Below are 26,055 nucleotides of genomic sequence, written 5' to 3' on the forward strand. Positions count from 1 at the left end.
AGATGCGTATCACCCAAGGCTGTTTCTCGTTCCTGCCCGACCTGACCGACGAGCAGGTCCGCGATCAGGTGGAATATATCCTGAGGCGCGATTGGGCGGTCGGGATCGAGTTCACGGACGAACCCCATCCCCGCAATACCTATTGGGAGATGTGGGGCAATCCGATGTTCGACCTGAAGGACGCAAAGGGCGTGATGATGGAGCTGGACGCCTGCCGAAAGGCGCATGGCGACGCCTATATCCGCATCAACGCCTTCGACAGCACCCGCGGATGGGAGACGGTGATGATGTCCTTCATCGTCAATCGCCCGAAGACCGAGCCGTCGTTCAGGACATGGCGGATGGAAGCTGATGGCCGGCATATCCGCTATACCCATGAGCTGACCGGCTGAGGCAGAGCCGGGGGGCTTTCGGCCCCCCGGACCCCCCGAGGGTATTTGGAAAACGGAGAAAAGCCCGATGGATGGCGATGTGGGCGAGACGCTGGCAACCGGAAAGCCGCAGACCGTGGATCTGCAGGCCGAATATGAATCCTCGGGCGTGCGCGAGATCCTGGACGAGCTGGATCGCGAGCTGATCGGGCTGGCGCCGGTGAAGGAGCGGATCAGGGAAACGGCGGCATTGCTGCTGGTCGACCGGGCGCGGCGCGATCTTGGGCTGGCGCATGAGGCGCCGGTGCTGCACATGTCCTTCACCGGCAATCCCGGCACCGGCAAGACGACGGTGGCGCTGAAGATGGCCGGGCTGCTGCACCGGCTGGGCTATGTGAGGAAGGGGCATCTCGTCTCGGTCACGCGGGACGATCTGGTCGGGCAGTATATCGGCCATACCGCGCCCAAGACCAAGGAAGTGCTGAAGCGCGCCATGGGGGGCGTCCTGTTCATCGACGAGGCCTATTACCTCTACAAGCCCGATAACGAGCGCGATTACGGGCAGGAGGCGATCGAGATCCTGTTGCAGGTGATGGAGAACAATCGCGACGATCTGGTGGTGATCATGGCGGGCTATGCCGACCGGATGGACCGCTTCTTTGCCGCCAATCCGGGCTTCCGGTCGCGCATCGCCCATCACATCGAGTTTCCCGACTATACCGACGACGAGCTTGGCCGCATCGCGGGCACCATGCTTGAGGGGCAGGGATATGCGTTCGATACGGCGGGGGCGGAAGCGATGGAGGAATATGTCCGGCTGCGCCGTGCCCAGCCGCATTTCGCCAATGCCCGCAGCATCCGCAATGCGCTGGACCGGGCGAAGTTACGTCAGGCGAACCGGCTTTTTTCCGCGGGGGCCGTGGTTGACGCCCAAACGCTTTCCACGATAACGGAGGCCGATATCCGCGCGAGCCGCGTCTTTTCCGGCGGGCTCGACATTGACGGCAGCCGCAGGAAGGACGTGCCATGAGCTTCGACCGCAGCATCAAGATCGCCCCCTCGATCCTTTCCGCCGATTTCGCCAATTTCGGACAGGAGATCCGCGCCGTTGAGGATCAGGGCGCCGACTGGGTCCATGTCGATGTGATGGACGGGCATTTCGTCCCGAACATCACCTTTGGCCCCGCCACCTGCAAGGCGATCCGCCCGCATATCCGGGGCGTCATGGACGTCCACCTGATGATCGCGCCCGTCGACCAGTATATCGACGCCTTCGCGGAATCGGGGGCGGATTTCATCACCGCGCATCTTGAGGCCGGGCCGCATATCCACCGCACCTTGCAGGCGATCCGGGCGAGTGGCGCCAAGGCGGGGCTGGCGCTGAACCCCGGCACTCCGGCCGAGGCGGCGAAGGGGCTGATCGACGATCTGGACCTGATCTGCGTCATGACCGTGAACCCCGGCTTTGGCGGGCAGAAGTTCATCAAAAGCCAGATCGAGAAGGTCCGCGCCCTGCGCGCGATGATTGGCGACCGTCCCGTTCATATCGAGATCGATGGCGGCGTCGATCCGACCACCGCGCCGCTGGTCGTCGAGGCGGGCGCCGACGTGCTGGTCGCGGGCTCCGCCGTATTCAAGGGCGGCTCGGTTTCGAACAGCGCGCCCTATGGCGAGAACATCCGGGCGATCCGGTCGGCTGCCGAGTCTGCCCTGCGTTGATCCCCGCGGGAGGCGGGGTTAGGCTGGCTTCGATCCGATCGGAGGCGCGCCCTGACACCGAAACTGGAACACCGGCGATGATCTGGCGCGGGGCGACAGCTCTTGCGGGCGCGGCATTGCGGCTGGCCGCGCCGCTTTCCGGTGCCGATTGGCGCGAGCGTCTGGCCCTGACCGGGCCGGAGGTGGTTCCGGGCAGCATATGGCTGCATGCGGCGAGTGTTGGGGAACTGACCTCGGCGCGTTCGCTGGTCGCCGCGCTTGCGGCCGAGGCGCGGGTCGTCGTTACCACGAACAGCACGACCGGGCGGGCGCTGGCGCGAAAGCTGGGCCATACCGCGATGCTGGCGCCCCTTGACCTGCCGCAGGCGGTGCGGCGCTTTCTCGACCGGGTGGAGCCTGCCGTTCTGGTCACGGTCGAGAACGAGCTTTGGCCCAACCGTTCGGCGATGACGGCCGAACTTGGCGTGGCGCAGGTCGTGGTCGGCGCGCGGATTTCGGCGCGCTCGGCCGAGCGCTGGGCGAAGCTGCCCCGGCTGATCAGGCCGATGCTGGAGCGGATCGACCTGCTTTCGGCCCAGGATGCCGAGAGCGAGGCGCGGCTTTTGCGGCTGGGGCTGCCGGAGGAGGCGGTGGGCACGCGGTTGAACCTGAAGCTTCTGGACCCCGCGCGGGTCGAGCCGCCGGCGGACAGCCCGGCGCGCGCCCTGACCGTGCTGGCCGCCTCGACCCATGAGGGCGAGGATGCGGCCATGATCGACGCCTATCTTGCGGCGCGGGCCGAGGTTCCCGGCCTGCGGCTGATCCTTGCGCCGCGCCATCCGGTGCGCGGCGGTGCGGTCGCGGCATTGCTGCGCGAGAAGGGGGTCGATTTTCGCCGCAGGAGCGAGGGCGGCGGGCTCGATACACCCGTTCTGCTGGCCGATACGCTGGGCGAGATGGCGGATTGGTATGCGGCCTCGGGGATCTGCATCACCTGCGGCTCGTTCTCGGACCATGGCGGCCATACGCCGTGGGAGCCGGCGGGCTGGCGCTGCGCGATCCTGCACGGCCCCCATGTCGCGAACCATGCGGCGGATTATGCCGATCTGGACGCGGCGGGCGCCGCCGAGGCCTGCACGGCCGAGGATCTGCCCCGCCGGCTTGCCGCGCTGGCCGGGGATGCCCGCCGGCAGCACCGGATGGGCAAGGGGGCGCGCGAGATGCTGTTGTCGCGCGCCGGGAATCCGCAACCGCTCGTCGCACGAATCCTCGACCTTGCGCGGGGTGGCCTTGCGAAAGACCCTGCCAGATCCGATATCTGGCGGGAAAGGAACGAAAAATGATCCGCTATGATCTGCGCTGCGACAATGAGCATGAGTTTGACGGCTGGTTCCGCTCCTCCGAGGGTTTCGAGACCCTGAGGAAGGCGGGGCAGGTTGCCTGCACCCATTGCGGTTCCGTCGCGGTCGAAAAGGTCCTGATGGCGCCCGGCGTCGCCACCTCGCCGCGCCCTGACCGCGACCTGCATTCCCCGAGAAACGAGCAGGAGGCCGCGCTGGAGAAACTGCGCCGCCATGTCGAGGAAAACTCGGACTATGTCGGCATGTCCTTCGCCGAGGAGGCGCGGGCGATGCATGAGGGGGCGGTCCCCTCGCGCGCGATCCACGGCGAGGCGAGGCTCGACGACGCGAAGAAGCTGCTGGAGGACGGGATTCCCGTCGCGCCGCTGCCCTTCCGCTCTCGCCAGCGGGCGAACTGAGATCAGGCGATCTCTCCGTCTATCAGCACCATCAGCCGGCCTTTCGAGCAGCGCTCGACCCTTGCGCTGACGCCGTAGACCTCGGCCAGAAGGCGGGGGGTCAGCACCTCCTCGGGGCGGCCATGCGTATGGACATGGCCGTCATGGATCAGCACGATCCGGTCGGCCCACTGCGCCGCCAGCGCGAGGTCGTGGAGAACGGCGGCGACGATCCGCCCCTCGGCCGCAAGGCGGCGAAGCTCGGACAGAAGCCGGACCTGACGGGCGAGGTCGAGGGCGCTGGTCGGCTCGTCCAGCAGCAGCAGGCGCGGATCGCGGACGATGGCCTGCGCAAGGCTGACCATCTGGCGCTGCCCGCCCGAGAGCGCCTCGATCGGTTCCAGCGCGAGGGCCGCGATGCCCAGCTTTTCCATGATCGACATGGCCGCGTGATCCGCCTCGCGCGCGGGCAGGGTGCGCCCGGCGCGCAGGGCGGCGATGATCGCCTCGAGCGCGATGAGCGAGGTGGCGGAGGGCAGGGTCTGGGGCATGAAGCCGATCAGCCCGGCCCGTTCGGTCGCGGGCAGGTGCCGAAGGTCGCGGCCGTCCAGCGTGACGCTGCCCTGATAGGGGGCGATCTGGGCAATGGCGCGCAGCAGGGTCGATTTCCCTGCCGCGTTGGGTCCGGCAAGGACCGTGACCTCGCCCGGCAACATGCGGGGCAGGGTCAGCCCGGACAGCACCGGGCGGCTGCCATAGCGGACCGATATGTCGGTGACGGAAAGCCCCTCGTTCATCCGCGCCGCCGCCCGCGCAGGATCAGCGCGAAAAAGATCGGCAGGCCGATCAGCGACGTGACCAGCCCGACCGGCAGCAGCACGCCCGGCACCACGGTCTTGGAAAGCGTCGAGGCCAGCGACATGACCAGCGCCCCGGTCAGCACGCTAGCCGGCAGGAAGACGCGGTGGTTCTCGCCCACCAGCATTCGCGCGATATGCGGCCCGGCCAGCCCGACGAAGCCGATCACCCCCACCATCGACACGGCGGCCGCCGAAAGCAGACTGACCCGCAGCAATGTCCAGCGCCGCAGCGCGGTCACGTCGACGCCGAAGCTGCGGGCCTGATCCTCGCCCAGCCGCAGCGCGGTCAGCCGCCATGCGGCGCCGAACGAGAAGGGCACGGTTGCAGCAAGGATCGCCGCGATCAGCAGGACACCCGGCCATTGCGTCGCGGCAAGGCTGCCCATCGACCAGAAGACCAGTTGTTGCAGCGCATCGGCCGAGGCCACGAATTGCACCAGCGCCAGCAGCGCGGCGGCGGTGAAGTTCAGCGCCACGCCGAACAGCACCAGCACCTCGGGCCCGCCGCCCCTGAGGCGGCCGAGAAGTTGCAGCAGCATGAGCGCGCCGACCGCGAAGACGAAGGCATTGGCCGAGACGCTCCAGACCGGGGGAAGGCCGGGCAGGGTCAGGCCGAGGACGATGGCGGTCGCCGCACCCAATGCGGCGGCCGAGGAGACGCCGAGCGTGAAGGGCTCGGCCAGTGGGTTTTCCAAGACCGTCTGCATCTCGGCCCCGGCCAGCGCCAGCGCCGCCCCGACCAGCAGCGCCATGACCGCGACCGGCAGGCGCACGTCCCAGACGATGACCTGCGCGGCGCGTCCAGCCTCGGCCCCGGCCAGTGTGCTGAGCGTCTGCGACAAGGGCAGGCCTGAGGGGCCGGTGACGAGGTCCAGCAGCAGCGCGGCCAGCGCCGCCAGAACCAGCGCGCCGACCAGCGCCGCATGGCGCCGGCCTTGCCGGTGATAGAGGGCGAGCGTCGCTTCGGTCATGGTTCCTGCCTGACCCACCAGGTTCCCGGCACGCTGACCGGGGCGAAGCGGGCCTCGATCTCGGCCAGCGTCGCGGCCGGGTCGATATCGGCGAAAAGATCGGGGTGGAAGGTCTTGGCGAGGTATTCGATCAGCGCGATATGGACTGGCGAGTCGTTGAACAGATGCCAGACCCCGGCGGCGCGCCCTTCTTCGACCGCGCGCAGCGAGGCGAAGCCGGGGGCCGAGATCAGCTTGTCAAAGCTCGCCCCGGCGGTTTTCGCATCGACGCCCGAGCCCAGAACCAGCCCGCCCCGCGCCGCCATATGGGTGCCGCCGGTGGCGATATAGATGTCGGGGTCGGCGCCGATCAGGAATTCCAGCGAGCTGTTGCCCAGCACACCCTTGACCAGATCGGCACCGATATTCTGGCCGCCCGCGGTGGTGATGAAATCATTGAAAACGCCCGTGCCCACGGTCGAACAGCAATTCACCGGCGCGGCATGGACGTGGAAAAAGACGCGCGGCCGGGGAATCGCCGGATCGGCTAGCCGCTCGCGGATGCGGTTGAGGCGGGTGTCGTAGAACTCGGCAAACTCCTCGGCCCTCGCCTCCGCTCCTGTCAGTTGGCCCAGGATGCGAAGGCTGGGGATCGAGTTTTCCTGCGGATGCGAGAAGAAATCGACATAGGCGACCGGGATGCCGGCGGCGGCAAGCTGCGCTTCGGCGACCTTCATCGCCGTGTCCTTCTCGTCGATCAGGCTCAGCACCACCAGATCGGGGTCGAGGGCGATCACGCTTTCGACCGAAAGGCCGCGATTGCCGGCGCCCACCGGGCGGATCTGGTCGATGGCCGGGAATTTCGCGCCATAGGCTGCCATCGTCGGCTCGTCCAGCGGCTTGTCGAGCCGCCAGCCCGCGACCAGCGCGACCGGATCATCATGGATCAGCCCGAGGACCGAGAGATGCCGCCCCTCGCCCAGCACGATGCGATGGGCGGGCTGGTCAAGGGTAACCTCGCGCCCGAGGATGTCGGTAACGGTGATGTCGGCCTGTGCCGCGCCGGCCTGACCCAGCAGCGCGGCGGCGAGGCCGAGAACGGCGATGAGAAGGCGGGGCAGTTGCATGGGCGTCTCTGGAACAGGGGCGGGGGCGCGGCGGGCTGACCGATTTTTCGGCTGGCGTCGCTGAGCGCGCAACCTATATTCCTGACTGCCCTTGTCAACTAATCGATGGTTCTGAAATGTCGCAACCCGATCCTGCTGTTCATGGCCGCGTGGGGCCGGATCACGCCCGTCGCCCGGCCTTGCTGCGGATTTTGCAGACCGGCGCGCCGACCCATAGCCTGACGCAAAAGACGGTGGCGACCGGTTCGGGCTATCGGCTGCTGATCGCGATGCCGAAAGCCCCGCCGCCCGCTGCGGGCTATCCGCTGCTCTACATGCTGGACGGCAATGCCGCCTTCGATTTCCTGACGCCCGAACATCTGGCGCTGGTCCCCGGTCTGGCAATCGTCGGTATCGGCCATGATACCGAGCGGCAGTTCGCCCGGACCCAGCGGATTCTGGACTTTACCCCGCCCGATGGGCCGGGGGATGGCCTGCGCCCCGATCACGTGGATGCGACCCGGACGGTCGGCGGCGCGAAGATCTTTCACGACCGGCTGACCGGGATTCTGCGGACCGAGGCCGAGGCGGGCCTGCCGGTCGATCCGGCGCGGCGCACGCTCTGGGGGCACAGCTTCGGCGGGCTCTTCACGCTTTATGCGCTGCTGACCCGGCCAGAGGCCTTCGCGCGCTATGCCGCGATCAGCCCCTCAATCTGGTGGGATGAGGCCCTGATGCGCCGCATCGCCGCCGCGGCCGCCCCGGCCTCGCTGCCTCTGCTGGTCGCGCTTGGCGACCGCGAGAAGCGCAGCGGCTCATCGGGTCCGCCGCCGGACGGGCCGGCGCCCGCGACAATGAATTTTATCGCCGATCTGGCCCGGCATCCCGGCCATCGCGCCGATCCGCATGTGCTGGCGGGCCATGTCCATATCGAGACGCTGGCCGGCTCTTTCCCGCTGGCGCTGCCTTTCGCGGCTAGCTGAGCCGCCGGGCCATCTCGGGCGCGATCATCGCGACCGCCTCGGGCGAGACCATCTCGGCATGGAGGAAGGGCACCTCGACGGTATCGACCGCGGCCGCATAGGGTTCCCACATCGCGGCCTGAAGGTCGCGGTCCTGATGGTCGCGGGCGGCGCGGAAATGGGTCAGCACGCCCTCATAGCGGCGGTGATGGTGGTTGCGGATCAGCCGGTTCGTCCCGGTCACCACCCGCACCACGCCATGCAGCACCGATTCCGGCAGCGACCCCAGCGCCGAGCCGCCCTGTCGCAGGAAGCTCACCACCGCCTCGGGCGTCGTCAGGTCGCGATGCGCCTCGGGGTCGTGGCCCGCGATGGCGAGGAGCGCCCGAAGCGCGGCGGCGGGGTCCGGTTCTGGCTCATCCCGCCAGACGTCGCAGGGATAGCTGTCGAGCAGCGCGACAAGGCCGGGCTTGTGGCCTAGCGCGGTGAGGTTGACCGCGATCTCCTGCGCGAGGATGCCGCCCACCGACCAGCCGGCCAGATGGACCGCCCCACCCGGAGCAAGGGCAAGGATACGCGCGGCGTAGTCCTCGGCAAGGCCCGCGAGGTCGTCGGGTATCGCCACCTCGGGATCGAGGCCCGGATGTTGGAGGCCATAGACCCGCCGGCCGGGGGCCAGCGCACGCGCGAGCCTGCGGTAGCCCCAGCCGAGGCCGCCCGCCGGATGGATCAGGAAAAGGGGTGCTGCATCCGCGTTCCCCTCGGCCAGCAGCAGGACCGGGCCAAGGCCGTCGCCCTGCGGCACATGCTGGTCAAGCGCATTGGCCAGCGCGGCCAATACCGGATGCTCGAAGATCGTCCCAAGGCCGGGATCGCGCCCGGTTTCCGCCTCGATCGCCTGCGCGAGGCGCACCGCGCTGAGCGAGTCGCCCCCGAGCGCGAAGAAATCAGCCTCGGCCGGGGCAGGGGCAGAGAGATGCAGGATTTCCGCGTAAAGCCGGGCAAGGCGGCGTTCGGTCGGGCTGTCGGCCGCGCGTCCCGTGGCATCGAAATCCGGGGCGGGCAGGGCCTTGCGGTCAAGCTTGCCATTCGCGGTCACCGGCAGCGCCTCCAGCGCGACCTCCGCCTGCGGGATCATATAGACGGGCAGCGTCGTCGCCAGCCGCTCGTTGACGAGGCCGGGCTGCCAACCCTCGGCCGGGACCAGATAGGCGACGATCCGTTTGTCTCCGCCATGATCCTCGCGCGCGATGGCGACCGCCTCGCGGGCAAGGCCGGTGGCCATGATCGCGGCCTCGATCTCGCCCAGCTCGATGCGCAGGCCGCGGATCTTCACCTGATGGTCCGAACGGCCCAGATAGACCGTCGCCCCATCAGGCCGGAGCCGAGCCAGATCCCCGGTCGCATAGAGGCGACGACCCGCGACGGTGACGAAACGCTCCTCGGTCAGGTCGGGGCGGCCCAGATAACCGCGGGCAAGCTGCACGCCGCCCAGATAAAGATGCCCGGCAAGCCCGGCGGGGACCGGCCGCAGCCGGTCGTCCAGCACTTCGAGCGAGGTGTTCCAGACCGGAAAGCCGATCGGGATGGGGTTCGATCGGTCCTCGGGCGTCGCGGCCCATTCGCTGACATCGACTGCGGCTTCGGTCGGGCCATAGAGGTTGTGCAACTCCGCCCCGATCCGCGCGTGGAAGCGGTCGCGCTGGTCCGCCGTCAATTCCTCGCCCGAGCAGAAGACGCGGCTGAGCGTTAGCCCCTGCGAGGCGGGCGAGGCGAGGAAGGCCGAGAGCATCGAGGGAACGAAATGCGCCGTCGTGATCCCGCGATCCCGGATCAGCCGCGCAATGGCCGCCGGGTCGCGATGCGCGCCGGGCGGTGCCATGACCAGCTCTGCCCCGGCGATCATCGGCAGGAAGAACTCCCACACCGAGACATCGAAGGTCGCGGGGGTCTTTTGCAGGATGCGGTCGCTGGCATCGACGCCGTAGCGCGCCTGCATCCAGATCAGCCGGTTCACGATCGCCCGATGCTCGATCGCGACGCCTTTGGGCGCGCCGGTCGAGCCGGAGGTGAAGATGACATAGGCCAGATCGCCCGGCCCCGCGCTTCCCTCGGCGCGGCCTTGCTGCGGCCAGTCCCCGGTCAGGAGGAGAGGGGCATCCGCCGGGAAAAGATCGGCAAGATCCGCGCTGGTCAGCACAGCAACCGGTTGCGCCTGTGCAAGGATCCCCGCGATGCGTTCGGGCGGGTGATCGGGGTCGAGCGGCAGATAGGCCGCCCCCGCCTGAATGCAGGCCAGCAACGCCACCGGCAGTTCCAGCGAGCGTTCGAGCGCCACCGCGACGATCCCGTCCGGGCCCGCGCCCAGATCCTGAAGCTTTCGCGCCAGCGCCTGGCTTTGCCGGTCCAGCGCCGCGAAGCTGAGGGTCCGGTCGCCGAAGCTGACGGCGGGCGCATCCGGGGTCCGGGCGATTGTCCCGGCGATCAGGGCGGTCAGCGTCGTGTTGGGAACCTCGTGCCGGGCGGCACGGCGCCGCACCTCGATCCCGGCGATCTCGGTGGGGCTTGCGGTCGGCACCGCCGCAAGGCTTCCGGCCCCGAGTGCGGTGGCGAGAAACGAGAGGATGCGCGCGCCATGTGCCGCGACCTCCTCGGCGGAATAGAGCGCGGGGTTGGCGTCGACCTCGAACAGCATCCCCGCCTCCGGGTCGCCACGGAAGGTTAGGGTCAGGTCATCGACCATGCCGGCCGAGAGGATATTGAGCCGCGTCTCGATCCCCGGAAATTCCGGCGGGCGGTCGAAGGGCTGCACATTGACGATCGGGCCGTAAAGCCGCCGGGTCATGCCGATCAGGCCCAGTTCGCGGCGCAGATGCTCGCTGCGGTAAAGCCCGTGGCGACGCGCCCGCGCCATGCGGCGCGACTGCGCGGCCAGCCATTCCGGCAAAGGCTGGTCCTCGTCCGGGGCAAGGCGGAAGGGCAGGACGTTCATCGCCATGCAGGGAAGCTGCGCGATCTTGCGGCCCATGCGCGCCATGAAGGGCAGGCCGATCACTACCTCGCCCCCGGTCCAGCGCGCAAGATAGGCGCCGCAAAGCGCGTTCAGCACATCCGGCCAGCCAAGGCGATGCTGGGTCGAATAGGCGCTCAGCGCGGCCAGCAGGTCGCGGGGCATCTGGCGCGAGTCGCGATGGAAACTGTGGTCGCTGACCGCCCGGCCCCCGGCAGGCCCCGTGACCTCGGGCAGGCCGGCAAGCTCGCCATGCCACCAGTCGCGATCCGCGGCCCGGCGCGGCGAGGCGAGATAGGCCGCGTCCTCCTCGGTCGCGAGGGTCAGCGGGCCGAAGGGCTCGGGGGGCGCTGCACCAGCCGTCAGCGCGGCGTAATGGGCGGCAATCCGGTTCGTGACCAGCACCATCCCGTAGCCGTCGGTCGCGAGATGGTGGATCCGCTCGTAAAGCAGGTGCCGGTCCGGCGCGACCATGAAGAGGGTAAAGGCCGCCGCCGGCTCCTCGGCCAGCCGCAGCGGACGGTTGCTGTCGCTTTGCATCAGGGCCAGCGCCTGCCCCATCGGATTGGGCTGCGAGCAGAGATCGGCAAAGCCCAGCATCGGCGGCAGCCCCGCCTCCTGCCTCGGGCCGTCGCCATGATCGACGAAACGCAGGCTCAGCGCGGGCGTCTCGGCAATGGTCAGGCTGACGGCGCGGGCCAGCGCGTCCCGGTCGAGCGGCCCCACGAGGTCCAGATATTGCCCCGTATTCAGCAGCGGATTGGCCGGGTCCAGCGCCTGCGCGAACCAAAGCCCCTCCTGCGCCTCGGTCAGGGGCAGGCAGATTTTCGGCGCGGGGGTGGTGCTTGTCATTTCAACCCAGTTCGGCGTTGCTGGAGGCAAAAGACAAGACATGACATGCACTTTCGGTAGACCAAATTGGCGTGAGATGGGCTGCCGGACCCTTGTCCCGGTTGCGTCGCCCGGCTTACGGTGGCGGACAGATTTAGTCAACTTTAGGGACGGGGCGCATGGCGCAGGGACAAAACAGCACCGAGAGCCTGCCTTTGCGCGATACTTCGGATCGCTACGGGCGGCTCACCCGGCTTCTGCATTGGTCGATTGCGGCGCTGGTGCTGTGGCAGTTCCTGGGCATGGGGCTGCGCCTTGCCCTCGGGCGCACGCCGCTGGTTTCCTTCTTCGTCGGCTCGCATCAGAAGGTGGGGACGGTCCTCTTCCTGCTGATCCTGCTGCGGGTGGTCTGGGCTTTCGCGAACCGCCGCAACCGTCCCGGCCATGGCGCGGGGCTTCTGGGCCTTGCCGCGCGTCTTGGTCATCTCGCCCTTTATGCGGCGATGGCGCTGGTGCCCTTTCTTGCGCTTTTGCGCGCCTATGGCTCCGAGCGCCCCTTCGCCCCCTTCGGCTTCCAGATTTTCGCCGCGCAGCAGCCCCCGATCGGCTGGATGGTCGGGCTTGGCGATGCGCTGCATGGCGAGCTGGCCTGGCTTTTGCTGGCGCTGATCGCCGGTCATGTCGTGATGGTCGGGCTGCACGAGGGCATGTGGCGCGACGGCACCTTGTCGCGGATGGCGGGCCGGCGCCGGGCCTGAGGCCGCGCGTTTTCGATTGATCGCGGGGCAGCGAGGTGTCACCATTCCTTCATGATGAATGCGCCCTCCGGCATTTCCTCGCAGCATGACCGGGTCGCCTTCGACCGGTCCGAGCTTGGGCTCATCCTGTCGGTCTATGGCCGGATGGTCGCCGCAGGAGAGTGGCGCGACTATGCCATGTCCTTCCTGCGCGAAGTCGCGGTCTTCTCGATCTTCCGCCGCGCGGCCGAGCATCCGCTCTACCGGATCGAGAAGCGCCCGAAGTTGCGCGCCGCGCAGGGCCAATATGCCGTCATCGCCATGGACGGCCGCATCCTGAAACGCGGCCACGACCTCGCCAACGTCCTGCGCATTTTGGAGCGCAAGCTGATCCGCCCGGTGGAGTAGGGGGTCAGCAGGCGCGGAAGGGACAGCCTTCACCGCGTCATCGGTCGTCGCGATGCTAGGTGGGACGTCGGGACGGAAATAAGGGAAGTGGAGGCGGGTACCGGAATCGAACCGGTCTTCACGGATTTGCAATCCGCTGCGTAACCTCTCCGCCAACCCGCCGTTGCCGTAGCATTGGCAGCGGGTTTAGCTGCTTCGGCGGCGGGGTGCAAGACGGCGTTTCGCGAACTCAGCCGGGTGAGGACGTATAGATATAGTCGCGGCGGAACGGATAGGAGGAGCCGGTCCCTGGCAGGTCGGAGGCCGCGCCCACTCCGTCCGGGCGGGTCAGCAGGATCTGGTAAAGCGCCGTCCAGCTTTCCTCGAAGGCCAGCGCGCAGCCGGCGAGGTAGAGGCGGAAGGCGCGCAGAACCTCGGCCGCGCGCTCGGGGGCGAGGGTCTTTTGCAGCACGGTCTCGGCCTCGGGCAGATGCGCCTCGAGCCGGTCGGACCAGCACCAGAGCGTGCGGGCGTAATGCGGGCGCAGGTTCTCGGTATCGACCATCTCGAGGCCGGCTTGCGAGAGTTGCCGGATGGCCTGGCTGACATGGATCAGTTCTCCGCCCGGAAAGATGTATTTCTCGATGAAGTCGCCAAGCCCCCCGCCGACCATCGCCTCGTCAAGGCCGGTCACGCTGATGCCGTGGTTCAGCGCCATGCCGCCCGGTCGCAAGAGGTCATGGATGCGGCGGCAATAGGTTGCCATATTGGCGCGCCCGACATGCTCGAACATGCCGACCGAGGCGAGCTTGTCGAAGGGCTGGTCGGGCGTCAGGTCGCGATAGTCGCAAAGGAGGACGCGAACCCGGTCCCCCAGCCCCTTTTCCTCGATCAACCGCGAGACGTGATCGAACTGGTTCTGCGACAGGGTGATTCCGGTCGCGTCCACGCCGTAATTCTCGGCCGCGTGGAACAGCAACCCACCCCAGCCGGCGCCGATATCGACGAAACGCTCGCCGGGGCGCAGATCGAGCTTGCGGCAGATATGGTCAAGCTTGGCGACCTGCGCCTGGGCGAGGTTCATGTTCGGGTCGCGGAAATAGGCACAGGAATAGACCCGCAGCGGATCGAGCCAGATCTGGTAGAATTCGTCCGAGACGTCATAGTGGAACCGGATCTGCGCCGCATCGCGGGCGCGGCTGTGGTGCAGGACGGAGCCGAGGCTCCACCAGACCCGCTGCCAGAGGCGGGGGCGCTGGGGCTGCCCTTCGTCCGGGACGAGGGCCGCGACGACCTGCATCAGATCGCGCATCCCCCCCTGGATCGAAACCCGGCCCGAGACGATATCGGCCCCCAGCCCGCCCAGATTGCCCGATGCGAGCTGGCCGAGCGCCGTCAGGTCGTGGAAGACGACCTCGACCGGGGCATCCTTGCGGCCGATCTTCTCGCCCGATGGAAGGCGGACGCTCAGCGGCACCTGAAGCTGGTCAAGCTTGGATTGAATCATGCGATCTACGGCGGTCATGGCGCACCTCGTCTTGCGAAACGCGGACCTGCGGGGGTCCGTTCCTGCCATACGAGCCTAGGTTAAGCGCAGGCGCATGGGTCGGGTCAAGACCCGTGTGACGATGGTTTCGATGGTGAAGCCGTTGAAAAACAAAAGCGGCCCGAAGGCCGCTTTTCGTTTTCTTCCGCGAGGGAAGATATTGGAGCGGGCGATGAGATTCGAACTCACGACCCTAACCTTGGCAAGGTTATGCTCTACCCCTGAGCTACGCCCGCACTCCATACCCTTGGCTCGTCGCCGCCGGTGAGCGGTCATTTATGGGACCGCGCCGGGAGGCGCAAGGGGAAAAAACGCATTCCGTGAAAAATCTGCGATCCCCGCTCACAAGGTCTCCAGCGCCGGGATCAGGCGGCCGGCCGGACGGTCGCCGGCCCCGGCCTGAAGTGCTGCGCGCAGGAAGCGGGGCAGGGTCGCGCGATGCCGGGCGAAATCCGCGCGCGGGGTCAGGGCCGGATCGGCGTCGACGCGCAGCTCCAGCCCGCCCGCCCCGGCATCGCCGCGAATGGTGATGTTGAACCCGTCGCCCGGCCCGTTCGAAAGCACGTGGCGCCGGGTCTCGCAGCCCGTGAAGCGGGCGGGGTCGAAGGGCAGGACATTGATCAGGGGCGAGAAGAAGAAGCGCTCGGACTTGCCAAGGCTCCAATCCGCGCCGATCTGCTCGATCCGGTAGCGGCCGTGGCGGCGCAGGCGGCGCAACCCGGTCGCGAGGCGCCTGATCGTGGTCTCCAACCCCTCGGCGGGGTCGAGCGAGGCGGCAAAGGGCAGGATGTTCACGACCAGCGCGGGTACGCCCATCGCGACGCTGCCCATCCGGCTGAGATAGGGCAGCCAGACGGGCATGGTGATCTGGCCTTGGCCGTCCTCGCTCATCGCGGCCGAATCGTCCCGCAGATGCAGCACCGCCCAGGCCGAGCAGAGCGCGGTCAGCAGGTCGGGCCAGCCCATGCCAAGCTCTGCCGCGCGGGCGAGCAGGGGATCGCGCAGGTCGGTGAGGGATTCCTCATGCGCCATTTCCTCGGTCGGATAGTTCTCGGACCCCTTCCGCAGCACGCGCGGCGCAGGTGGCTGCGCCAGAACCGAGGTCCAATGCAGGCCGTCGGCGGCATGGCGGGGCGAGGCGCGATAGCCCTCCTCCTCCGCGACATAATCCGCGAAGCGGCCGAAGGGCCGGCCGGGATCGTCGCCCCGGACCTCGGCCGCGTAAAGCTGGGCGACGCGCGATTCGATCATCCCCATCGCATAGCCGTCGAGGACGATGTGATGCCCGCGGCTGTACCAGACAAGGTGATCCGGGCCGAGGCGGACCAGCCATGCCGCCGCCAGCGGTTCCGCGACCAGATCGAGGGGGGCTGCGACATCGGCCTCCATCATCTCCATCGCGCGGGCGAGGGGGGCGGCCTCGCCAGACAGGTCGATGCGCCGCAATTCGGGCCGCCGCCGCGGGTCAAGGCTCTGGCGCGGACCGTCCGCGCCTTCGGTGAAGCGCAGGGCGAGGACATCGGCTTCCGCGATGGTCCGCGTGATCGCGCGAGCGAGGGCCTCGGCATCGACAGCCCCGGTGAACTCGATCGCATGGGCGACGGTCGAGACCGCCTCATTCGGGTGAAGGCGAAACTCCTCCCAGAAATCGAGTTGGGCCAGCGTCAGCGGCCGGTCGGTCAGTTCGGATTGAAATGTCATTGGAAAAATACCCGTCCTTGGGGCTTGCGCTTTTGCCTGTGAGGGAAGGGAGCTGGCTGGCCCGCGGGGGAAATCCGCGGGCCGCTTGCTTCGAGAGAGAAAGCCGGATAAAAATACTCGACTATTTTGCGCCGTCAAGCGGACTTGAGGGGGCGAGGCGGGAATCTGCCCGGCCGGGTCCGCGGGTTTTAGGAACAGGATTGCTTTGCCATGATTGAATTTACCCCTTGGCCGCAGGATCTGGCCCATCGCTATCGCGAGGCCGGATACTGGATCGACCAGCCCCTGACCCAGATCCTCGATGCGCAGATCTCTGCAAATCCCGAAGCGACCGCGATCGTCTGCGGCGCGCGGCGGTTCAGCTATGCCGATCTTGACCGGCTGTCGCGCAACCTTGGCGCGCGGCTGGCGGCGGCGGGGTTGGGCCATGGCGACACGGCGCTGGTGCAACTCCCGAATGTCGCCGAGTTCTATGTCGCCTTCTTCGCCCTGCTGCGGATCGGGGTCGCCCCGGTCAATGCGCTTTACAGCCACCGCCGGATGGAGATGGCCGAATATGCCCGCCAGATCGCGCCGGGCGTGGTCATCGCCTCGCGCCAGCATGAGCTGTTCCGCGATGATGCCTTTGCCGATGAATTGCGCGCGGGCGGGGTGCACCACGTCTTGCTGCTGGGCGAGGAGGACGAGGGGCTGAGCCTCGCCCATTGGCTGACGCCGGGGCCCGAGATGCCGGCAGGTGTCGGGCCGACCCCGGCCGATCAGGTCGCCTTCTTCCAGCTTTCCGGCGGCAGCACCAGCACGCCCAAGCTGATCCCGCGCACGCATAACGACTATGACTACAGCGTCCGCGCCAGCGCGACGATCTGCGGCGTGACCTCGGCGACGCGGTTTCTCTGCGCGCTTCCGGCGGCGCATAACTTCCCGCTGAGTTCCCCCGGCGCGCTTGGCGTCTTTCATGCCGGGGGCACCGTGATCCTCGCGCCCAGCCCCGAGCCGCTGTCCTGCTTCGAGCTGATCGCGCGTGAGGGGGTGACGATGGTGCCGCTGGTGCCACCCGCCGTGGCGCTGTGGCTGCGCGCGGTCGAGGAGGAGCCGGCGCGGCGCGCAGGGCTTGCCAGCCTGACGCTGATGCTGGTCGGCGGCGCAAGCTTTGCCGAGGCGACCGCGCGGCGCGTGCCCGAACTTCTGGGCTGCGGCTTGCAGCAGGTCTTCGGCATGGCCGAGGGGCTGGTGAACTATACCCGCCTCGACGATCCGACCGAGACTGTCTTTACCACGCAGGGCCGCCCGATCAGCCCGGATGACGAGGTGCGCGTGCTGGACGAGGAGGGCCATCCGGTGCCGGACGGGACACCCGGCGCGCTGGCGACGCGCGGCCCCTATACCTTCCGCGGCTATTACCGCAGCCCCGAGCATAACGCGACTGCCTTTGACGCGGACGGGTTCTATCACTCGGGCGATGTGGTGGTGCGCGAGGGCGGCTATCTGCGCGTCGTCGGGCGGATCAAGGACCAGATCAACCGCGGCGGCGAGAAGATCGCCTCGGAGGAGGTCGAGAACCTGCTGATGCGCCATCCCGACATCACCCATGCCGCGCTGGTCGCGACCCCCGACGCGCATCTGGGCGAGAAAAGCTGCGCCTTCCTTGTCCTGCGCGACGGGGCGGCGAAGCTCAGCCCGCCCGCCTTGCGCCGCCACCTGCTTGACGCGGGCGTCGCCGAATACAAGCTGCCCGACCGGTTCCGCATGCTTTCTGCCCTGCCGCTGACCGCGGTGGGCAAGATCGACAAGCGCCACCTGCGCGACAGTCTCGCCACCGAGAATGCCTGAGACGAATATGCCTGAAAGGAAAAACATGGAACTGGCCGAAAAGACCGAACTCAGCCCCAAATGGCTGGCCGCCCGCGTCACCGCGATGATCGAGGACGAATGCGAGATCGACCCGGCCGAGAATCTGGTCCTCTACGGCCTCGATTCCATCGCGGTGATGACCTTCTCGGCCGAGCTGAAGAAGATGGGGATCGAGGCCAGCTTCGACGAGCTGGCCCGCGATCCGACGTTGGACGCATGGTGGGCGCTGATCGGCGCCCGCCGCTGAGGGTGGTGCTGCGCGCTCAGGCGCGCAGCGTCGCCCCGCCATCGACATAAAGGTCGGCCATGGTGACATGGCCCGCCTGATCGGACAGCAGGAACATGGCGGCGCCCGCGATATCCTCGGGCGTCGCCAGCTTTTTCAGCGGGATGCCGGTGCGGAAATGCTCCAGGCTGCCCTGGATCACCGCCGCCTGACCGCTGCCGCCATCCTCGGTCCACATGCCGGTCTGCATCGGCGTCAGGGTCGATCCGGGGGCGACGATATTGCAGCGCACCCCTGCCTCGGCCAGTTCCAGCCCGAGGCAGCGGATCATCATGGTCGCCGCCGCTTTCGAGGCGGCATAGACGCCCATGTTCTTGCGCGGGATCCCGGCGGCGTTCGAACTGACCGCGACCAGCGCGCCGCCGCCGTTCCGCGCCATCGCCCGGCCAAGCGCGCGGGTGACGTTGAAGGTGCCGGTGGTGTTGACGCCGATCACCCGGTCCCATTCCTCGGCCCCGATCTCGGTCAGCGGCCCGATCGAGAGGACGCCGGCTGCGTGGACGCCAAGCGTGACGGGGCCATGTTGGGCCTCGACCCGTTCCACCAGCCCGTCGACCGCCGCGCCGTCGCGGACGTCCAGCGCAAGCGCGATGGCGCCCTCGGGCAGCGGTGACGCCTCCAAAGCGGCGGCAAGATCGGTCGCGACCACGGTTGCCCCGGCATCCAGAAGCGCGCGGGTGATCGCCTGCCCGATGCCGCCCGCGCCGCCGGTGACGATGGCGGTTTTCCCTTCGAATCCGGTCAGGCGCATGATTTCGCCTCCGCCCCGCCAAAGACATCCAGCGCCGTCGCCGTCAGCATCGGCACGCCGCAGGTCTCGGCGATCCAGTGCATCGCCAGATCATGCTTCTCGCGGTTGAAGTCGGCCTGCGCATCGGCAATGGCGAAGGCTTCGATATCGCGCTGGAACGCCTCGGCCGCCGTCGCGAGGCAGCCGATATGGGCGTAGATCCCGCAGATCATCAGCTGGTCGCGCCCGCGCGCCCGCATCAGTGTTTCGAGGTTCGAGCGTTGGAAGGCGCTGTAGCGGTGCTTGACCAGAACGATGTCGCCCTCGGTGGGCTGCAATGCGGGCAGGATCTCCTCATGCTCGGGCAGGGCGCTCATCCCCGGCCCCCACAGATCCGCTTGAAGCCCGCGATCCGGGCGGAACTGGTTGCCCTTCTGGGCTGTATAAAAGACCGGAATCCCGGCGGCGCGCGCGCCCGCGATCAGGGCGGCGATGTTTTCGACCGCCGGCGCAAGCGGCGCGCCTTCGGGGAAGGGGCGGCAGAAATAGCGCTGCATGTCATGGACCAGCAGCGCCAGCCGGTCCCGCCGCGCCTGCCACGGCCCGCGCGGCGCGGGCAGTTCGGATTGGAGGGGAAGGTCGTAATTCGGTATGCCGGGCAGGGCCATTCAGCGTCTCTCTTTTCAGTCGTTCGTCGTCAGGGCAGCATCGGCCGGCAGGCCGAGCGCGGCAAGCAGGGCGCCGAATTTCGCCCCCGTCTCGGCCGCTTCGGCCATCGGGTCCGAGCCGGGCACGATCCCCGCACCGGCATAAAGGCGGGCGACATGGCCGCTGACCTCGGCGCAGCGGATCGCGACATGCCAGGCGCCGTCGCCCCGCTGGTCGCACCAGCCGACCGCACCGGCATAGAAATCGCGCGGGACCGGCTCAAGCTCGCCGATCAGATCATAGGCCCGCGCCATCGGCAGGCCGCAGACCGCGGGCGTCGGGTGGAGCAGCGCGGCAAGCAGGACCGAGGGCGTCTCGGGATCCTTCAGCCGTCCGGTGATCCGCGTTCCCAGATGCCACATGCTCTGGGTGCTGGTCAGGGTCGTGCCCTCGGGCGCGCCAAGCTCGCGGCACCAGGGGGCAAGCGTGTCCATGATATATTCAACGACGAAGGCATGTTCGCGCTGGTCCTTCTCGGACCTGAGCAGCGCCTCGCTGGCGGCGCGGTCGGCGGACCTGTCCGCTTCGCGCCGGGCGGATCCGGCCAGCGGGTGCGAGGTAATGACCGCGCCGGATTTCTCGACCAGCAGCTCGGGCGTGCCGCCGACAAGCGCGCGCCGGGCCTGTCCCCGGGGCGGCAGCGCCACGCGGAATGCGGTGACTGCCGGATCCTGACCCAGCCGGGCCATCAGCGCCTCGGCCGAGATCTCCTCCCCCGCTTCGATGCGGAGCGTGCGGGCGAGGACGATCTTCTCGAGCGCGTCGGTCTGGCCTGCCCCCTCGTCCATGATGGCCAGCGCGCGGGCGACCTGCCGGGCATATTCGGCGGCCGGAGGCTCGGCCACCAGACTGGGGCGGAGCCTCGGGGCGGCAGGCTCGGCCGGGACCACCCCTTGCGCAGGCGCGCGGCGGCAGAGCCAGAGGCAATCACGCTCGGCCCGGTCGAAGGGCAGGGCCCCGCCGATCAGGGCGTCGGGGCCGGCATCCTCAAGGGCGCGTGCCACGCGGCTTGCCAGCGTCGTCGCCGTGCCGCGCGCCACCTGAACGGGCGCGCCCTTGCCGATCACATTGCCCTGGGGGCCGGCGAAGGCGAACAGCACCGGATCGTGGCTGGGCCTAGCCAGAAGTTCCTGTGCCTCAGACATCAGAATGTTCATGCGGTGTCTCATCGAATGCTTTGAGCCCATATGCCGACCGGAGCCGGGTTCCGGCGAAAAGGGGCGAAAATTTGTCACGGGCGGCCAGGGGCCTGGCCACGACGGGGACGTAAACTCCAACTGGTGACGGTGGCGGGTGGCGAATGCGTCTGCTGCCACCGGTAAACCGGCAGACAAGATCAGACGGGCGGAGGACGTGGCGTCCAGCGCGGGCTGCCCGCGCGAAACCTGTCAGACGGGGGATGAGAAGGCAAGTGAAAACGTCAGGAATAGGTGGGCGGCCTATCCGCCATCGGCGCAATCATGCTGCAATGCGGAACCCGGCCCCGGCCGGGGTGTTGGCAAGGGTGTCGACAAAGCGGCAGAAGGGCGATGACCAAGACAGGAACTTCCTATGACCTAGCGCGCGCCAGCGCCTGCGTGATCGTCAACATGGGCTCGGGTCGCAAGGACGGGGCGGCCATCGCCGAGCAGATCCGCCAGCGCCTGCAGGACCGGGTGGCGAGGCTGGAGTTGCGCCATATCGAGAAGGGCGGGGACGTACTGGCGACCGCCCGCACGGCGGTGGATGCGGGCTTCGACCTGATCGTCGCGGCCGGGGGCGACGGCACGCAGGCCGCGGTTGCGACCGCGATCGCCGGAACCGGGACGGCCATGGCGGTGATGCCCGGCGGCACCTTCAACTATTTCGCCCGCGACCTCGGCACTGGCGAGACGCTCGACGAGGCGCTGAAGGTTTTCGACGCGCCAAGCCTGCGGATGGTCCATGCGGGCGAGATGAACGGGCTGCTTTTTCTGAACAATGTCAGCTTCGGCGCCTATCCCGAGATCCTGAAGCACCGCGAAAGCATCTATAAGCGTTGGGGTCGGTCGCGCATCGCGGCCTATTGGTCGGCGGTCGCGGCGCTTTGGAACCTGCGCCGTCCGCTGCGTCTGACGGTCCGGGCGAACGGGCAGGAGCGGCAGTTCACCACCGCCCTCGCCTTCGTCGCCAAGAGCGCCTACCAGCTTGAAGCCTTCAGCCTCGACGGGGCCGAGGACATCCGCGAAGGACGGCTCGCCCTACTGATCGCGCGGGCGCGCAGGCCCGGGCCGCTGATCCGCGCGGCATTGCGCCTCGCCCTCGGCAAGACCGCGCGCTATGAGGATTTCGACCTGATCAGCGCGGAGGAGATGGAGCTGGAGACGATCCCGCAGCACGAATACATCGCCCATGACGGCGAGAAGAGCTGGATGGATTCGCCCTTCCGGGTCCGCGTCTGGCCCGAGGCGCTGGCGATTCTGGTGCCCGAGGGCAGCGGTGGCCGCGACGCGACATGACACGACTGATCCATCTTTCCGACCTGCATTTCGGCTTCGAGCGCAAGGAACTGGTCGAGCCGTTGCTGGAGCAGGTGAATGGCGCAAGGCCGGATCTGGTGGTCGTCACCGGCGATCTGACCCATCGCGGGCGGTCCGCGCAATTCGCCGAGGCCGCCGCCTTCCTGCGCCGGATCGAGGCGCCGCTGATCGCGGTTCCGGGCAATCACGACATCCCGCTCTACCGGCTGACCGACCGGATGATGCAGCCCTATCTGCGCTATCGCCGCGCCATTGCCCAGAACCTCGAACCGATCGGCCATGTCGGCAAGGTCCGGGTTCAGGGTGTCAACAGCGTCGATCCGATGGCCTGGCAGCGCGGCGTGATGACTGCCGCGCAGATGCGGCGCGTCATCGAGGGGATCGAGCCGGATTGCATCAATATCGTCGCCCTCCACCACCCGATGCAGCAGCGTCCCGAGGTGGACAAGCAGTTGATGCGCGGCGGTCCCGAGGCGCTGGCGCTGTTCGAGTTGCAGGGGATCGACGTGGTGCTGAGCGGGCATCTGCATGTCTGGTCGGCCGGAGCCTTCCTGCCGCCCGAGGGGCGGGGGCTTTTGCAGGTCCAGGCGGGCACTGCGCTTTGCGCGCGTGAAGGCGACCGGCAGAACGAGTTTGCCGTCCTCGATTTCAACGGGCCGGACCTTCAGATCACGCGCCATGTCGCCCCGATGGGCGAGCCGGGTTTCCGGCCGCCCGAGCATCTGCATTTTGCCCGCATCGACGGGCGCTGGCGGCCCGCTGGCGACTAGACACGCATGTCATCTGGGTCCGAAGCCGCCGGGCAAACTTCGCCCGGCGGCTTCGTGGATCAGACCTTGGATTCGACCCGGATCCGCGTGCCCCAGGGATCGGTGAACTCGGTCCCGCCCAGCTTGGCCAGCGCCTCGGGATCGGCGGAGAGCACGATCTCGGACAGGCCGCTCGCATCGGGGCTGCGCCGACCGGCACCGCGGCTGTTCCAGATATTGCCGGCAAGGTGGTGGTGATAGCCCCCGGTCGAGAAGAAGCTTGCCCCCGAGCGGTGCGAGGTCAGGTCCATGCCGAGCTGGTCCATGTTGAACTCTCCGGCCTCGGCCAGATCGCCCACCTGCAGGTGGACATGGCCGATCACCGTGCCCTCGGGCGCGCCCTGCCAATTGTCGTCGCCTGCGGCCAGCACCCCCGGCAGGTCAAGGCGGGCGGTGTCCATCGTGACCTCGCCGCCATGCCATTGCCAGCTTTCGCGGGGGCGGTCGACATAGACCTCGATCCCGTTGCCCTCGGGGTCGCGCAGATAGATCGCCTCGCTGACGAGGTGGTCGGAGGCGCCGTCAAGCGCGACCCCCTCGGCCGCGATCCGGCGCAGCCAGCTTCCCAGAGCCTTGCGGTCAGGCAGAAGGAAAGCGGTGTGGAACAATCCCGCTTCCTCGGGATGCGCGCGGGCGGCCTTGTCCTCGCGCAGGTGCAGCAGGGCCACATCGCCCGCGCCAAGCAGGGTTTCCGTGCCGTCGCCGGAAAGCTGGTCGAGGCCGATGATGCGCTGGTAAAAATCGCCGGTTGCGTCCAGATCGCGCACCGTCAGCGCCACGCGACCGATCTGGATGGGGGCGTCACTGGTAGCCATTGGCTCAACTCCTGTCATTTGCTTGCCCGGAACCTAATGCCGCGCGGGCTTTCGGGAAATGGGCAAGGTCAGGGGAACATTGTCGCCATTTCGGCGGCAATCCGGGGCGCGAGATTGCCTTCCGCGCGTAGGTGACGCATGATGCGCGATCCCTTGCGAATGATCCCATGACCCCCAGACCCCAGCAATCGCGCCGGCCCGCCAAGCCGTCCCGGCCAATATCCCGACCCGCCCCCGCAGCCGAGGTGGCCACGCCCGCGCCTTTGGCCGCCGACCAGAGCCGGATGGAGATCTTTCTGGTCGCCACGCCCGGCCTCGAAGAGCCGCTGGCCGAGGAAGCCCGCGCGCTTCGTTTCGCGGCCGAGGCCCAGCCGGGCGGCGTCACCTTTACCGGCGGCTGGCCCGAGGTCTGGCGCGCCAATCTGGAGATCCGGGGCGCGACCCGCGTTCTGGTCCGCATCGGCGCCTTTCGCGCCATGCATCCGGCGCAGCTCGACAAGCGGGCGCGGCGGTTTCCCTGGGCGGATTTCCTGCGCGCCGACGTGCCCGTCCGGGTCGAGGCAACCAGCCGCAAGTCCCGCATCTATCACGCAGGCGCCATCACCCAGCGGATCGAGACCGCCTTGCTCGAGAGCCTTGGCGCGACCATCGCCGATGACGCGCCGGTCACGGTCAAGGTCAGGATCGAGGACGACCTTTGCACCATAAGCCTCGACACCTCGGGCGAGTCGCTGCATCGCCGGGGGCACAAGCAGGCGGTCGGCAAGGCCCCCATGCGCGAGACGATGGCGGCGATGTTCCTGCGCCAATGCGGCTTCGACGGCTCCGGGCCGGTGCTGGACCCGATGTGCGGCTCGGGCACCTTTGTGATCGAGGCGGCCGAGATTGCGGCGGGGCTGAAACCCGGCCGCGCCCGCGATTTCGCCTTCCAGCAGCTTGTCAGCTTCGATGCGCAGGCATGGCAGGCGATGCGCGGCGAAGCCGTCGCGACCGCCCCGGCCGAGCCGCGTTTTTACGGCAGCGACCGCGACGCCGGCGCGATCCGCATGAGCCGCGAGAATGCCGAGCGCGCCGGGCTTGCCGGCTGGACCGGCTTCGAAAGCCTCGCCATCGCCGACCTTGAGCGTCCCGCCGGGCCGCCGGGTCTTGTCATCATCAACCCGCCCTATGGCGCGCGGATCGGCAACAAGGGTCCGCTTTTCGGCCTTCACGCCGCGATGGGCGAGGTGCTGCGCGAAAGGTTCAAGGGCTGGCGCGTCGCCATCGTCACCAGCGACACCCAGCTTGCCCGCGCGACCGGCCTGCCGTTCCGCGACCCCGGCCCCTATGTCGCGCACGGCGGGCTGAAGATCCGGCTGTTCCAGACTGGGCCGCTATAGCGCGCCCGGTTTTTCGTTCCCGGTTGTTGCCGAACGCGCGGGGCTGTGTCAGCATCCCCCACAGGCATATTTACTGTGAGGACAGGATATTGCGCGATTTCTTCATTTACTGGATGGAACGGATCATCAACGTGCTGATCGCAATTGGTGCGATCGGCGTGTTCGTTGCCGGTCTGGTCGTCATGTTCTCGGCGCAGGGCGGGTTCCTGCAAGGCATCGTCACCTGGATCGGCGGGGCCTTCTATCTGATCCTCATGGGCGGGATGATCTATCTGGGCCTTGGCATCTACGACAATACCCGCCGCACCGCCGAGGCGGTCGAGCGGATGACCCAGCGTCCCTGACCTCTAATCCTTGCCGTGGCGCGCCGCCGCCTGCCGCGCGGGCCAGCGGGGCAGGGCGGGCACGATCAGTTCGGCGCCGGGCGTCACTTCGCGCGCCAGCCGGATCAGGTCGGGCCGCGCCATGGCGATGCAACCTGCGGTCGGAAAGCCCGGGCGGCGCCATTGGTGCAGGAAGATGGCCGAGCCTTTGCCGGCCTCGGCATTCGGCCAGTTCCAGTCGGTAATCAGCACGATGTCGTAAAGCGGGTCGGCGCGGCGCAGCGCCTCATGGCTGGGGCTAAAGGGAGCGCGGACGAACTGGTTGTAATCCTCGTGCCCCGAGGCGTCGCACCACAGATCGCCCGGCAGGATCGGCTGCGCCCAGCGGGCGGGACGCGCGACGCGGTCGGGACGATAGAGAAGGCCCACGATGCGATGCTCGCCCAAGGGCGTCGCGCCGTCCCCCTCGCGCTTATCGCCGCTGATGCCGCCGCGCCCGATGCTGCAAGGGATGATCCGCCGGCCGACACGCAGGCCCGAGGGGGTCAGCACCAGCCTCACAGCAGATGCCCCGATTTCGCGGCCTTGACGTCCAGATAACCGGTATTGTGGCGGTTCCTTGGCGTGATCAGCGGCACGCGCTCGGCCACGCTGATGCCGTGGCCTTCCAGCATGGCGACCTTGCGGGGGTTGTTCGTCATCAGCCGGACACTGCCAAAGCCCATTTCGCGCAGGATGCCGGCGCCAATGCGGAAATCG

The 26,055-nt window shown here is 68.1% G+C and carries 25 protein-coding genes, 2 tRNA genes and 1 pseudogene; 14 read left to right on the forward strand and 14 right to left on the reverse strand.

Annotation, left to right across the window (positions count from 1 at the left end; all coding sequences use genetic code 11):
• Positions 1–2 precede the first annotated feature (2 nt).
• The 5 genes from VNQ78_RS14420 to VNQ78_RS14440 all read left to right on the forward strand — a co-directional run bounded on the left by VNQ78_RS14420 (position 3) and on the right by VNQ78_RS14440 (position 3,828).
• A complete protein-coding gene (locus tag VNQ78_RS14420; RefSeq protein ID WP_325690968.1) occupies positions 3–392 on the forward strand; it encodes a ribulose bisphosphate carboxylase small subunit in 390 nt (129 codons plus the stop codon).
• A gap of 67 nt (positions 393–459) precedes the next feature.
• Complete coding sequence (gene cbbX, locus VNQ78_RS14425) at positions 460–1,401, forward strand: CbbX protein (protein WP_325690970.1); 942 nt, start codon at positions 460–462, stop codon at positions 1,399–1,401.
• Positions 1,398–2,090, forward strand: coding sequence for a ribulose-phosphate 3-epimerase (gene rpe, locus VNQ78_RS14430; protein WP_325690972.1), 693 nt, complete (start codon positions 1,398–1,400; stop codon positions 2,088–2,090). The genes cbbX and rpe overlap by 4 nt, the downstream gene beginning before the upstream one ends.
• 77 nt (positions 2,091–2,167) lie before the next feature.
• Positions 2,168–3,412 carry a 3-deoxy-D-manno-octulosonic acid transferase gene (locus VNQ78_RS14435; protein ID WP_325690974.1) on the forward strand — a complete coding sequence of 415 codons (1,245 nt, stop codon included), beginning with the start codon at positions 2,168–2,170 and terminating at the stop codon, positions 3,410–3,412.
• On the forward strand, positions 3,409–3,828 hold the full coding sequence (locus VNQ78_RS14440; RefSeq protein WP_325690976.1) for a DUF1178 family protein: 420 nt from the start codon (positions 3,409–3,411) through the stop codon (positions 3,826–3,828). Before VNQ78_RS14435 ends, VNQ78_RS14440 begins: the two co-directional genes overlap by 4 nt.
• A 2-nt stretch (positions 3,829–3,830) precedes the next feature.
• On the opposite strand, the gene VNQ78_RS14445 is transcribed toward VNQ78_RS14440, so the two are convergent.
• From VNQ78_RS14445 to VNQ78_RS14455, 3 genes are read right to left on the reverse strand one after another with little or no spacing between them, the layout of a single operon-like run.
• Entirely contained in the window at positions 3,831–4,604 is a 774-nt protein-coding gene (locus VNQ78_RS14445) for an ABC transporter ATP-binding protein (protein WP_325690978.1), read from the reverse strand.
• Positions 4,601–5,638: an iron ABC transporter permease gene (locus VNQ78_RS14450; RefSeq protein ID WP_325690980.1), complete on the reverse strand. Its 1,038-nt coding sequence runs from the start codon at positions 5,636–5,638 to the stop codon at positions 4,601–4,603. Before VNQ78_RS14450 ends, VNQ78_RS14445 begins: the two co-directional genes overlap by 4 nt.
• The gene (locus VNQ78_RS14455) at positions 5,635–6,744 is read right to left on the reverse strand and encodes an ABC transporter substrate-binding protein (RefSeq protein ID WP_325690982.1); all 1,110 of its coding nucleotides are present in this window, start codon (positions 6,742–6,744) and stop codon (positions 5,635–5,637) included. The genes VNQ78_RS14450 and VNQ78_RS14455 overlap by 4 nt, the downstream gene beginning before the upstream one ends.
• A 116-nt stretch (positions 6,745–6,860) precedes the next feature.
• Between VNQ78_RS14455 and VNQ78_RS14460 the strand changes: the two genes are divergently transcribed.
• Positions 6,861–7,706: an alpha/beta hydrolase gene (locus tag VNQ78_RS14460; RefSeq protein WP_325690984.1), complete on the forward strand. Its 846-nt coding sequence runs from the start codon at positions 6,861–6,863 to the stop codon at positions 7,704–7,706.
• Here VNQ78_RS14460 and VNQ78_RS14465 read toward each other — a convergent pair.
• The gene (locus tag VNQ78_RS14465; RefSeq protein WP_325690986.1) at positions 7,699–11,547 is read right to left on the reverse strand and encodes an amino acid adenylation domain-containing protein; all 3,849 of its coding nucleotides are present in this window, start codon (positions 11,545–11,547) and stop codon (positions 7,699–7,701) included. The two genes, VNQ78_RS14460 and VNQ78_RS14465, sit on opposite strands and share 8 nt — an antisense overlap.
• Positions 11,548–11,705: 158 nt before the next feature.
• On the opposite strand from VNQ78_RS14465, the gene VNQ78_RS14470 reads away from it, so the two are divergent.
• Both VNQ78_RS14470 and VNQ78_RS14475 read left to right on the forward strand, forming a co-directional pair.
• On the forward strand, positions 11,706–12,284 hold the full coding sequence (locus VNQ78_RS14470; RefSeq protein ID WP_325690988.1) for a cytochrome b: 579 nt from the start codon (positions 11,706–11,708) through the stop codon (positions 12,282–12,284).
• Positions 12,285–12,335: 51 nt separating this feature from the next.
• A complete protein-coding gene (locus VNQ78_RS14475) occupies positions 12,336–12,671 on the forward strand; it encodes a DUF2794 domain-containing protein (protein ID WP_414694079.1) in 336 nt (111 codons plus the stop codon).
• Between the two features lie 88 nt (positions 12,672–12,759).
• Here VNQ78_RS14475 and VNQ78_RS14480 read toward each other — a convergent pair.
• The 4 genes from VNQ78_RS14480 to VNQ78_RS14495 all read right to left on the reverse strand — a co-directional run bounded on the left by VNQ78_RS14480 (position 12,760) and on the right by VNQ78_RS14495 (position 15,897).
• Positions 12,760–12,833 (reverse strand) — tRNA-Cys (locus VNQ78_RS14480).
• 67 nt (positions 12,834–12,900) lie between these two features.
• Positions 12,901–14,175 carry a class I SAM-dependent methyltransferase gene (locus VNQ78_RS14485; protein ID WP_325690990.1) on the reverse strand — a complete coding sequence of 425 codons (1,275 nt, stop codon included), beginning with the start codon at positions 14,173–14,175 and terminating at the stop codon, positions 12,901–12,903.
• Between the two features lie 182 nt (positions 14,176–14,357).
• Positions 14,358–14,432: transfer RNA gene (locus VNQ78_RS14490), tRNA-Gly, on the reverse strand.
• A 106-nt stretch (positions 14,433–14,538) separates the two neighbouring features.
• Positions 14,539–15,897, reverse strand: a complete 1,359-nt coding sequence (locus tag VNQ78_RS14495; protein ID WP_325690993.1) for a condensation domain-containing protein — start codon at positions 15,895–15,897, stop codon at positions 14,539–14,541.
• Between the two features lie 210 nt (positions 15,898–16,107).
• Here VNQ78_RS14495 and VNQ78_RS14500 point away from each other — a divergent pair, with 210 nt between their 5' ends.
• Positions 16,108–17,727, forward strand: coding sequence for a (2,3-dihydroxybenzoyl)adenylate synthase (locus tag VNQ78_RS14500; RefSeq protein ID WP_325690995.1), 1,620 nt, complete (start codon positions 16,108–16,110; stop codon positions 17,725–17,727).
• A gap of 7 nt (positions 17,728–17,734) precedes the next feature.
• Positions 17,735–17,995, forward strand: coding sequence for a phosphopantetheine-binding protein (locus VNQ78_RS14505; protein ID WP_325690997.1), 261 nt, complete (start codon positions 17,735–17,737; stop codon positions 17,993–17,995).
• 16 nt (positions 17,996–18,011) lie between these two features.
• Here the strand turns inward: VNQ78_RS14505 and VNQ78_RS14510 are convergent, their stop codons facing one another.
• From VNQ78_RS14510 to VNQ78_RS14520, 3 genes are read right to left on the reverse strand one after another with little or no spacing between them, the layout of a single operon-like run.
• Positions 18,012–18,785, reverse strand: coding sequence for an SDR family oxidoreductase (locus tag VNQ78_RS14510; protein ID WP_325690999.1), 774 nt, complete (start codon positions 18,783–18,785; stop codon positions 18,012–18,014).
• Positions 18,776–19,432 carry an isochorismatase family protein gene (locus tag VNQ78_RS14515; protein ID WP_325691001.1) on the reverse strand — a complete coding sequence of 219 codons (657 nt, stop codon included), beginning with the start codon at positions 19,430–19,432 and terminating at the stop codon, positions 18,776–18,778. The genes VNQ78_RS14510 and VNQ78_RS14515 overlap by 10 nt, the downstream gene beginning before the upstream one ends.
• A gap of 15 nt (positions 19,433–19,447) precedes the next feature.
• Positions 19,448–20,629: an isochorismate synthase gene (locus VNQ78_RS14520; protein WP_325691003.1), complete on the reverse strand. Its 1,182-nt coding sequence runs from the start codon at positions 20,627–20,629 to the stop codon at positions 19,448–19,450.
• 372 nt (positions 20,630–21,001) lie between these two features.
• Here VNQ78_RS14520 and VNQ78_RS14525 point away from each other — a divergent pair, with 372 nt between their 5' ends.
• On the forward strand, positions 21,002–21,949 hold the full coding sequence (locus VNQ78_RS14525; RefSeq protein WP_325691005.1) for a diacylglycerol/lipid kinase family protein: 948 nt from the start codon (positions 21,002–21,004) through the stop codon (positions 21,947–21,949).
• On the forward strand, positions 21,946–22,740 hold the full coding sequence (locus VNQ78_RS14530; RefSeq protein ID WP_325691007.1) for a metallophosphoesterase family protein: 795 nt from the start codon (positions 21,946–21,948) through the stop codon (positions 22,738–22,740). The genes VNQ78_RS14525 and VNQ78_RS14530 overlap by 4 nt, the downstream gene beginning before the upstream one ends.
• Before the next feature lie 59 nt (positions 22,741–22,799).
• Here the strand turns inward: VNQ78_RS14530 and VNQ78_RS14535 are convergent, their stop codons facing one another.
• Complete coding sequence (locus VNQ78_RS14535) at positions 22,800–23,594, reverse strand: VOC family protein (protein WP_325691009.1); 795 nt, start codon at positions 23,592–23,594, stop codon at positions 22,800–22,802.
• Between the two features lie 284 nt (positions 23,595–23,878).
• On the opposite strand from VNQ78_RS14535, the gene VNQ78_RS14540 reads away from it, so the two are divergent.
• Together VNQ78_RS14540 and VNQ78_RS14545 are read left to right on the forward strand one after the other, a co-directional pair.
• Positions 23,879–24,973, forward strand: a complete 1,095-nt coding sequence (locus tag VNQ78_RS14540) for a THUMP domain-containing class I SAM-dependent RNA methyltransferase (RefSeq protein ID WP_325691021.1) — start codon at positions 23,879–23,881, stop codon at positions 24,971–24,973.
• 89 nt (positions 24,974–25,062) lie between these two features.
• Positions 25,063–25,317, forward strand: coding sequence for a hypothetical protein (locus VNQ78_RS14545; RefSeq protein ID WP_325691011.1), 255 nt, complete (start codon positions 25,063–25,065; stop codon positions 25,315–25,317).
• A gap of 3 nt (positions 25,318–25,320) precedes the next feature.
• Here the strand turns inward: VNQ78_RS14545 and VNQ78_RS14550 are convergent, their stop codons facing one another.
• Positions 25,321–25,851 (reverse strand): L,D-transpeptidase family protein, encoded by a 531-nt coding sequence (locus VNQ78_RS14550; RefSeq protein WP_325691024.1) that lies wholly within the window; start codon positions 25,849–25,851, stop codon positions 25,321–25,323.
• Positions 25,852–25,853: 2 nt separating this feature from the next.
• Positions 25,854–26,055 (reverse strand): annotated as a pseudogene (locus tag VNQ78_RS14555) (GTP cyclohydrolase II); the annotation flags it as partial.

Source organism: Paracoccus sp. (in: a-proteobacteria) (assembly GCF_035556475.1).
In the GTDB taxonomy this organism is placed as follows: domain Bacteria; phylum Pseudomonadota; class Alphaproteobacteria; order Rhodobacterales; family Rhodobacteraceae; genus Paracoccus.

Excerpts from the sequence above, each read along its gene's own strand:
- VNQ78_RS14420 (WP_325690968.1), top strand. The coding sequence starts at position 3 with ATGCGTATCACCCAAGGCTGTTTCTCGTTCCTGCCCGACCTGACCGAC.
- cbbX (WP_325690970.1), top strand. The coding sequence starts at position 460 with ATGGATGGCGATGTGGGCGAGACGCTGGCAACCGGAAAGCCGCAGACC.
- rpe (WP_325690972.1), top strand. The coding sequence starts at position 1,398 with ATGAGCTTCGACCGCAGCATCAAGATCGCCCCCTCGATCCTTTCCGCC.
- VNQ78_RS14435 (WP_325690974.1), top strand. The coding sequence starts at position 2,168 with ATGATCTGGCGCGGGGCGACAGCTCTTGCGGGCGCGGCATTGCGGCTG.
- VNQ78_RS14440 (WP_325690976.1), top strand. The coding sequence starts at position 3,409 with ATGATCCGCTATGATCTGCGCTGCGACAATGAGCATGAGTTTGACGGC.
- VNQ78_RS14445 (WP_325690978.1), bottom strand. The coding sequence starts at position 4,604 with ATGAACGAGGGGCTTTCCGTCACCGACATATCGGTCCGCTATGGCAGC.
- VNQ78_RS14450 (WP_325690980.1), bottom strand. The coding sequence starts at position 5,638 with ATGACCGAAGCGACGCTCGCCCTCTATCACCGGCAAGGCCGGCGCCAT.
- VNQ78_RS14455 (WP_325690982.1), bottom strand. The coding sequence starts at position 6,744 with ATGCAACTGCCCCGCCTTCTCATCGCCGTTCTCGGCCTCGCCGCCGCG.
- VNQ78_RS14460 (WP_325690984.1), top strand. The coding sequence starts at position 6,861 with ATGTCGCAACCCGATCCTGCTGTTCATGGCCGCGTGGGGCCGGATCAC.
- VNQ78_RS14465 (WP_325690986.1), bottom strand. The coding sequence starts at position 11,547 with ATGACAAGCACCACCCCCGCGCCGAAAATCTGCCTGCCCCTGACCGAG.
- VNQ78_RS14470 (WP_325690988.1), top strand. The coding sequence starts at position 11,706 with ATGGCGCAGGGACAAAACAGCACCGAGAGCCTGCCTTTGCGCGATACT.
- VNQ78_RS14475 (WP_414694079.1), top strand. The coding sequence starts at position 12,336 with ATGATGAATGCGCCCTCCGGCATTTCCTCGCAGCATGACCGGGTCGCC.
- VNQ78_RS14485 (WP_325690990.1), bottom strand. The coding sequence starts at position 14,175 with ATGACCGCCGTAGATCGCATGATTCAATCCAAGCTTGACCAGCTTCAG.
- VNQ78_RS14495 (WP_325690993.1), bottom strand. The coding sequence starts at position 15,897 with ATGACATTTCAATCCGAACTGACCGACCGGCCGCTGACGCTGGCCCAA.
- VNQ78_RS14500 (WP_325690995.1), top strand. The coding sequence starts at position 16,108 with ATGATTGAATTTACCCCTTGGCCGCAGGATCTGGCCCATCGCTATCGC.
- VNQ78_RS14505 (WP_325690997.1), top strand. The coding sequence starts at position 17,735 with ATGCCTGAAAGGAAAAACATGGAACTGGCCGAAAAGACCGAACTCAGC.
- VNQ78_RS14510 (WP_325690999.1), bottom strand. The coding sequence starts at position 18,785 with ATGCGCCTGACCGGATTCGAAGGGAAAACCGCCATCGTCACCGGCGGC.
- VNQ78_RS14515 (WP_325691001.1), bottom strand. The coding sequence starts at position 19,432 with ATGGCCCTGCCCGGCATACCGAATTACGACCTTCCCCTCCAATCCGAA.
- VNQ78_RS14520 (WP_325691003.1), bottom strand. The coding sequence starts at position 20,629 with ATGAACATTCTGATGTCTGAGGCACAGGAACTTCTGGCTAGGCCCAGC.
- VNQ78_RS14525 (WP_325691005.1), top strand. The coding sequence starts at position 21,002 with ATGACCAAGACAGGAACTTCCTATGACCTAGCGCGCGCCAGCGCCTGC.
- VNQ78_RS14530 (WP_325691007.1), top strand. The coding sequence starts at position 21,946 with ATGACACGACTGATCCATCTTTCCGACCTGCATTTCGGCTTCGAGCGC.
- VNQ78_RS14535 (WP_325691009.1), bottom strand. The coding sequence starts at position 23,594 with ATGGCTACCAGTGACGCCCCCATCCAGATCGGTCGCGTGGCGCTGACG.
- VNQ78_RS14540 (WP_325691021.1), top strand. The coding sequence starts at position 23,879 with ATGGAGATCTTTCTGGTCGCCACGCCCGGCCTCGAAGAGCCGCTGGCC.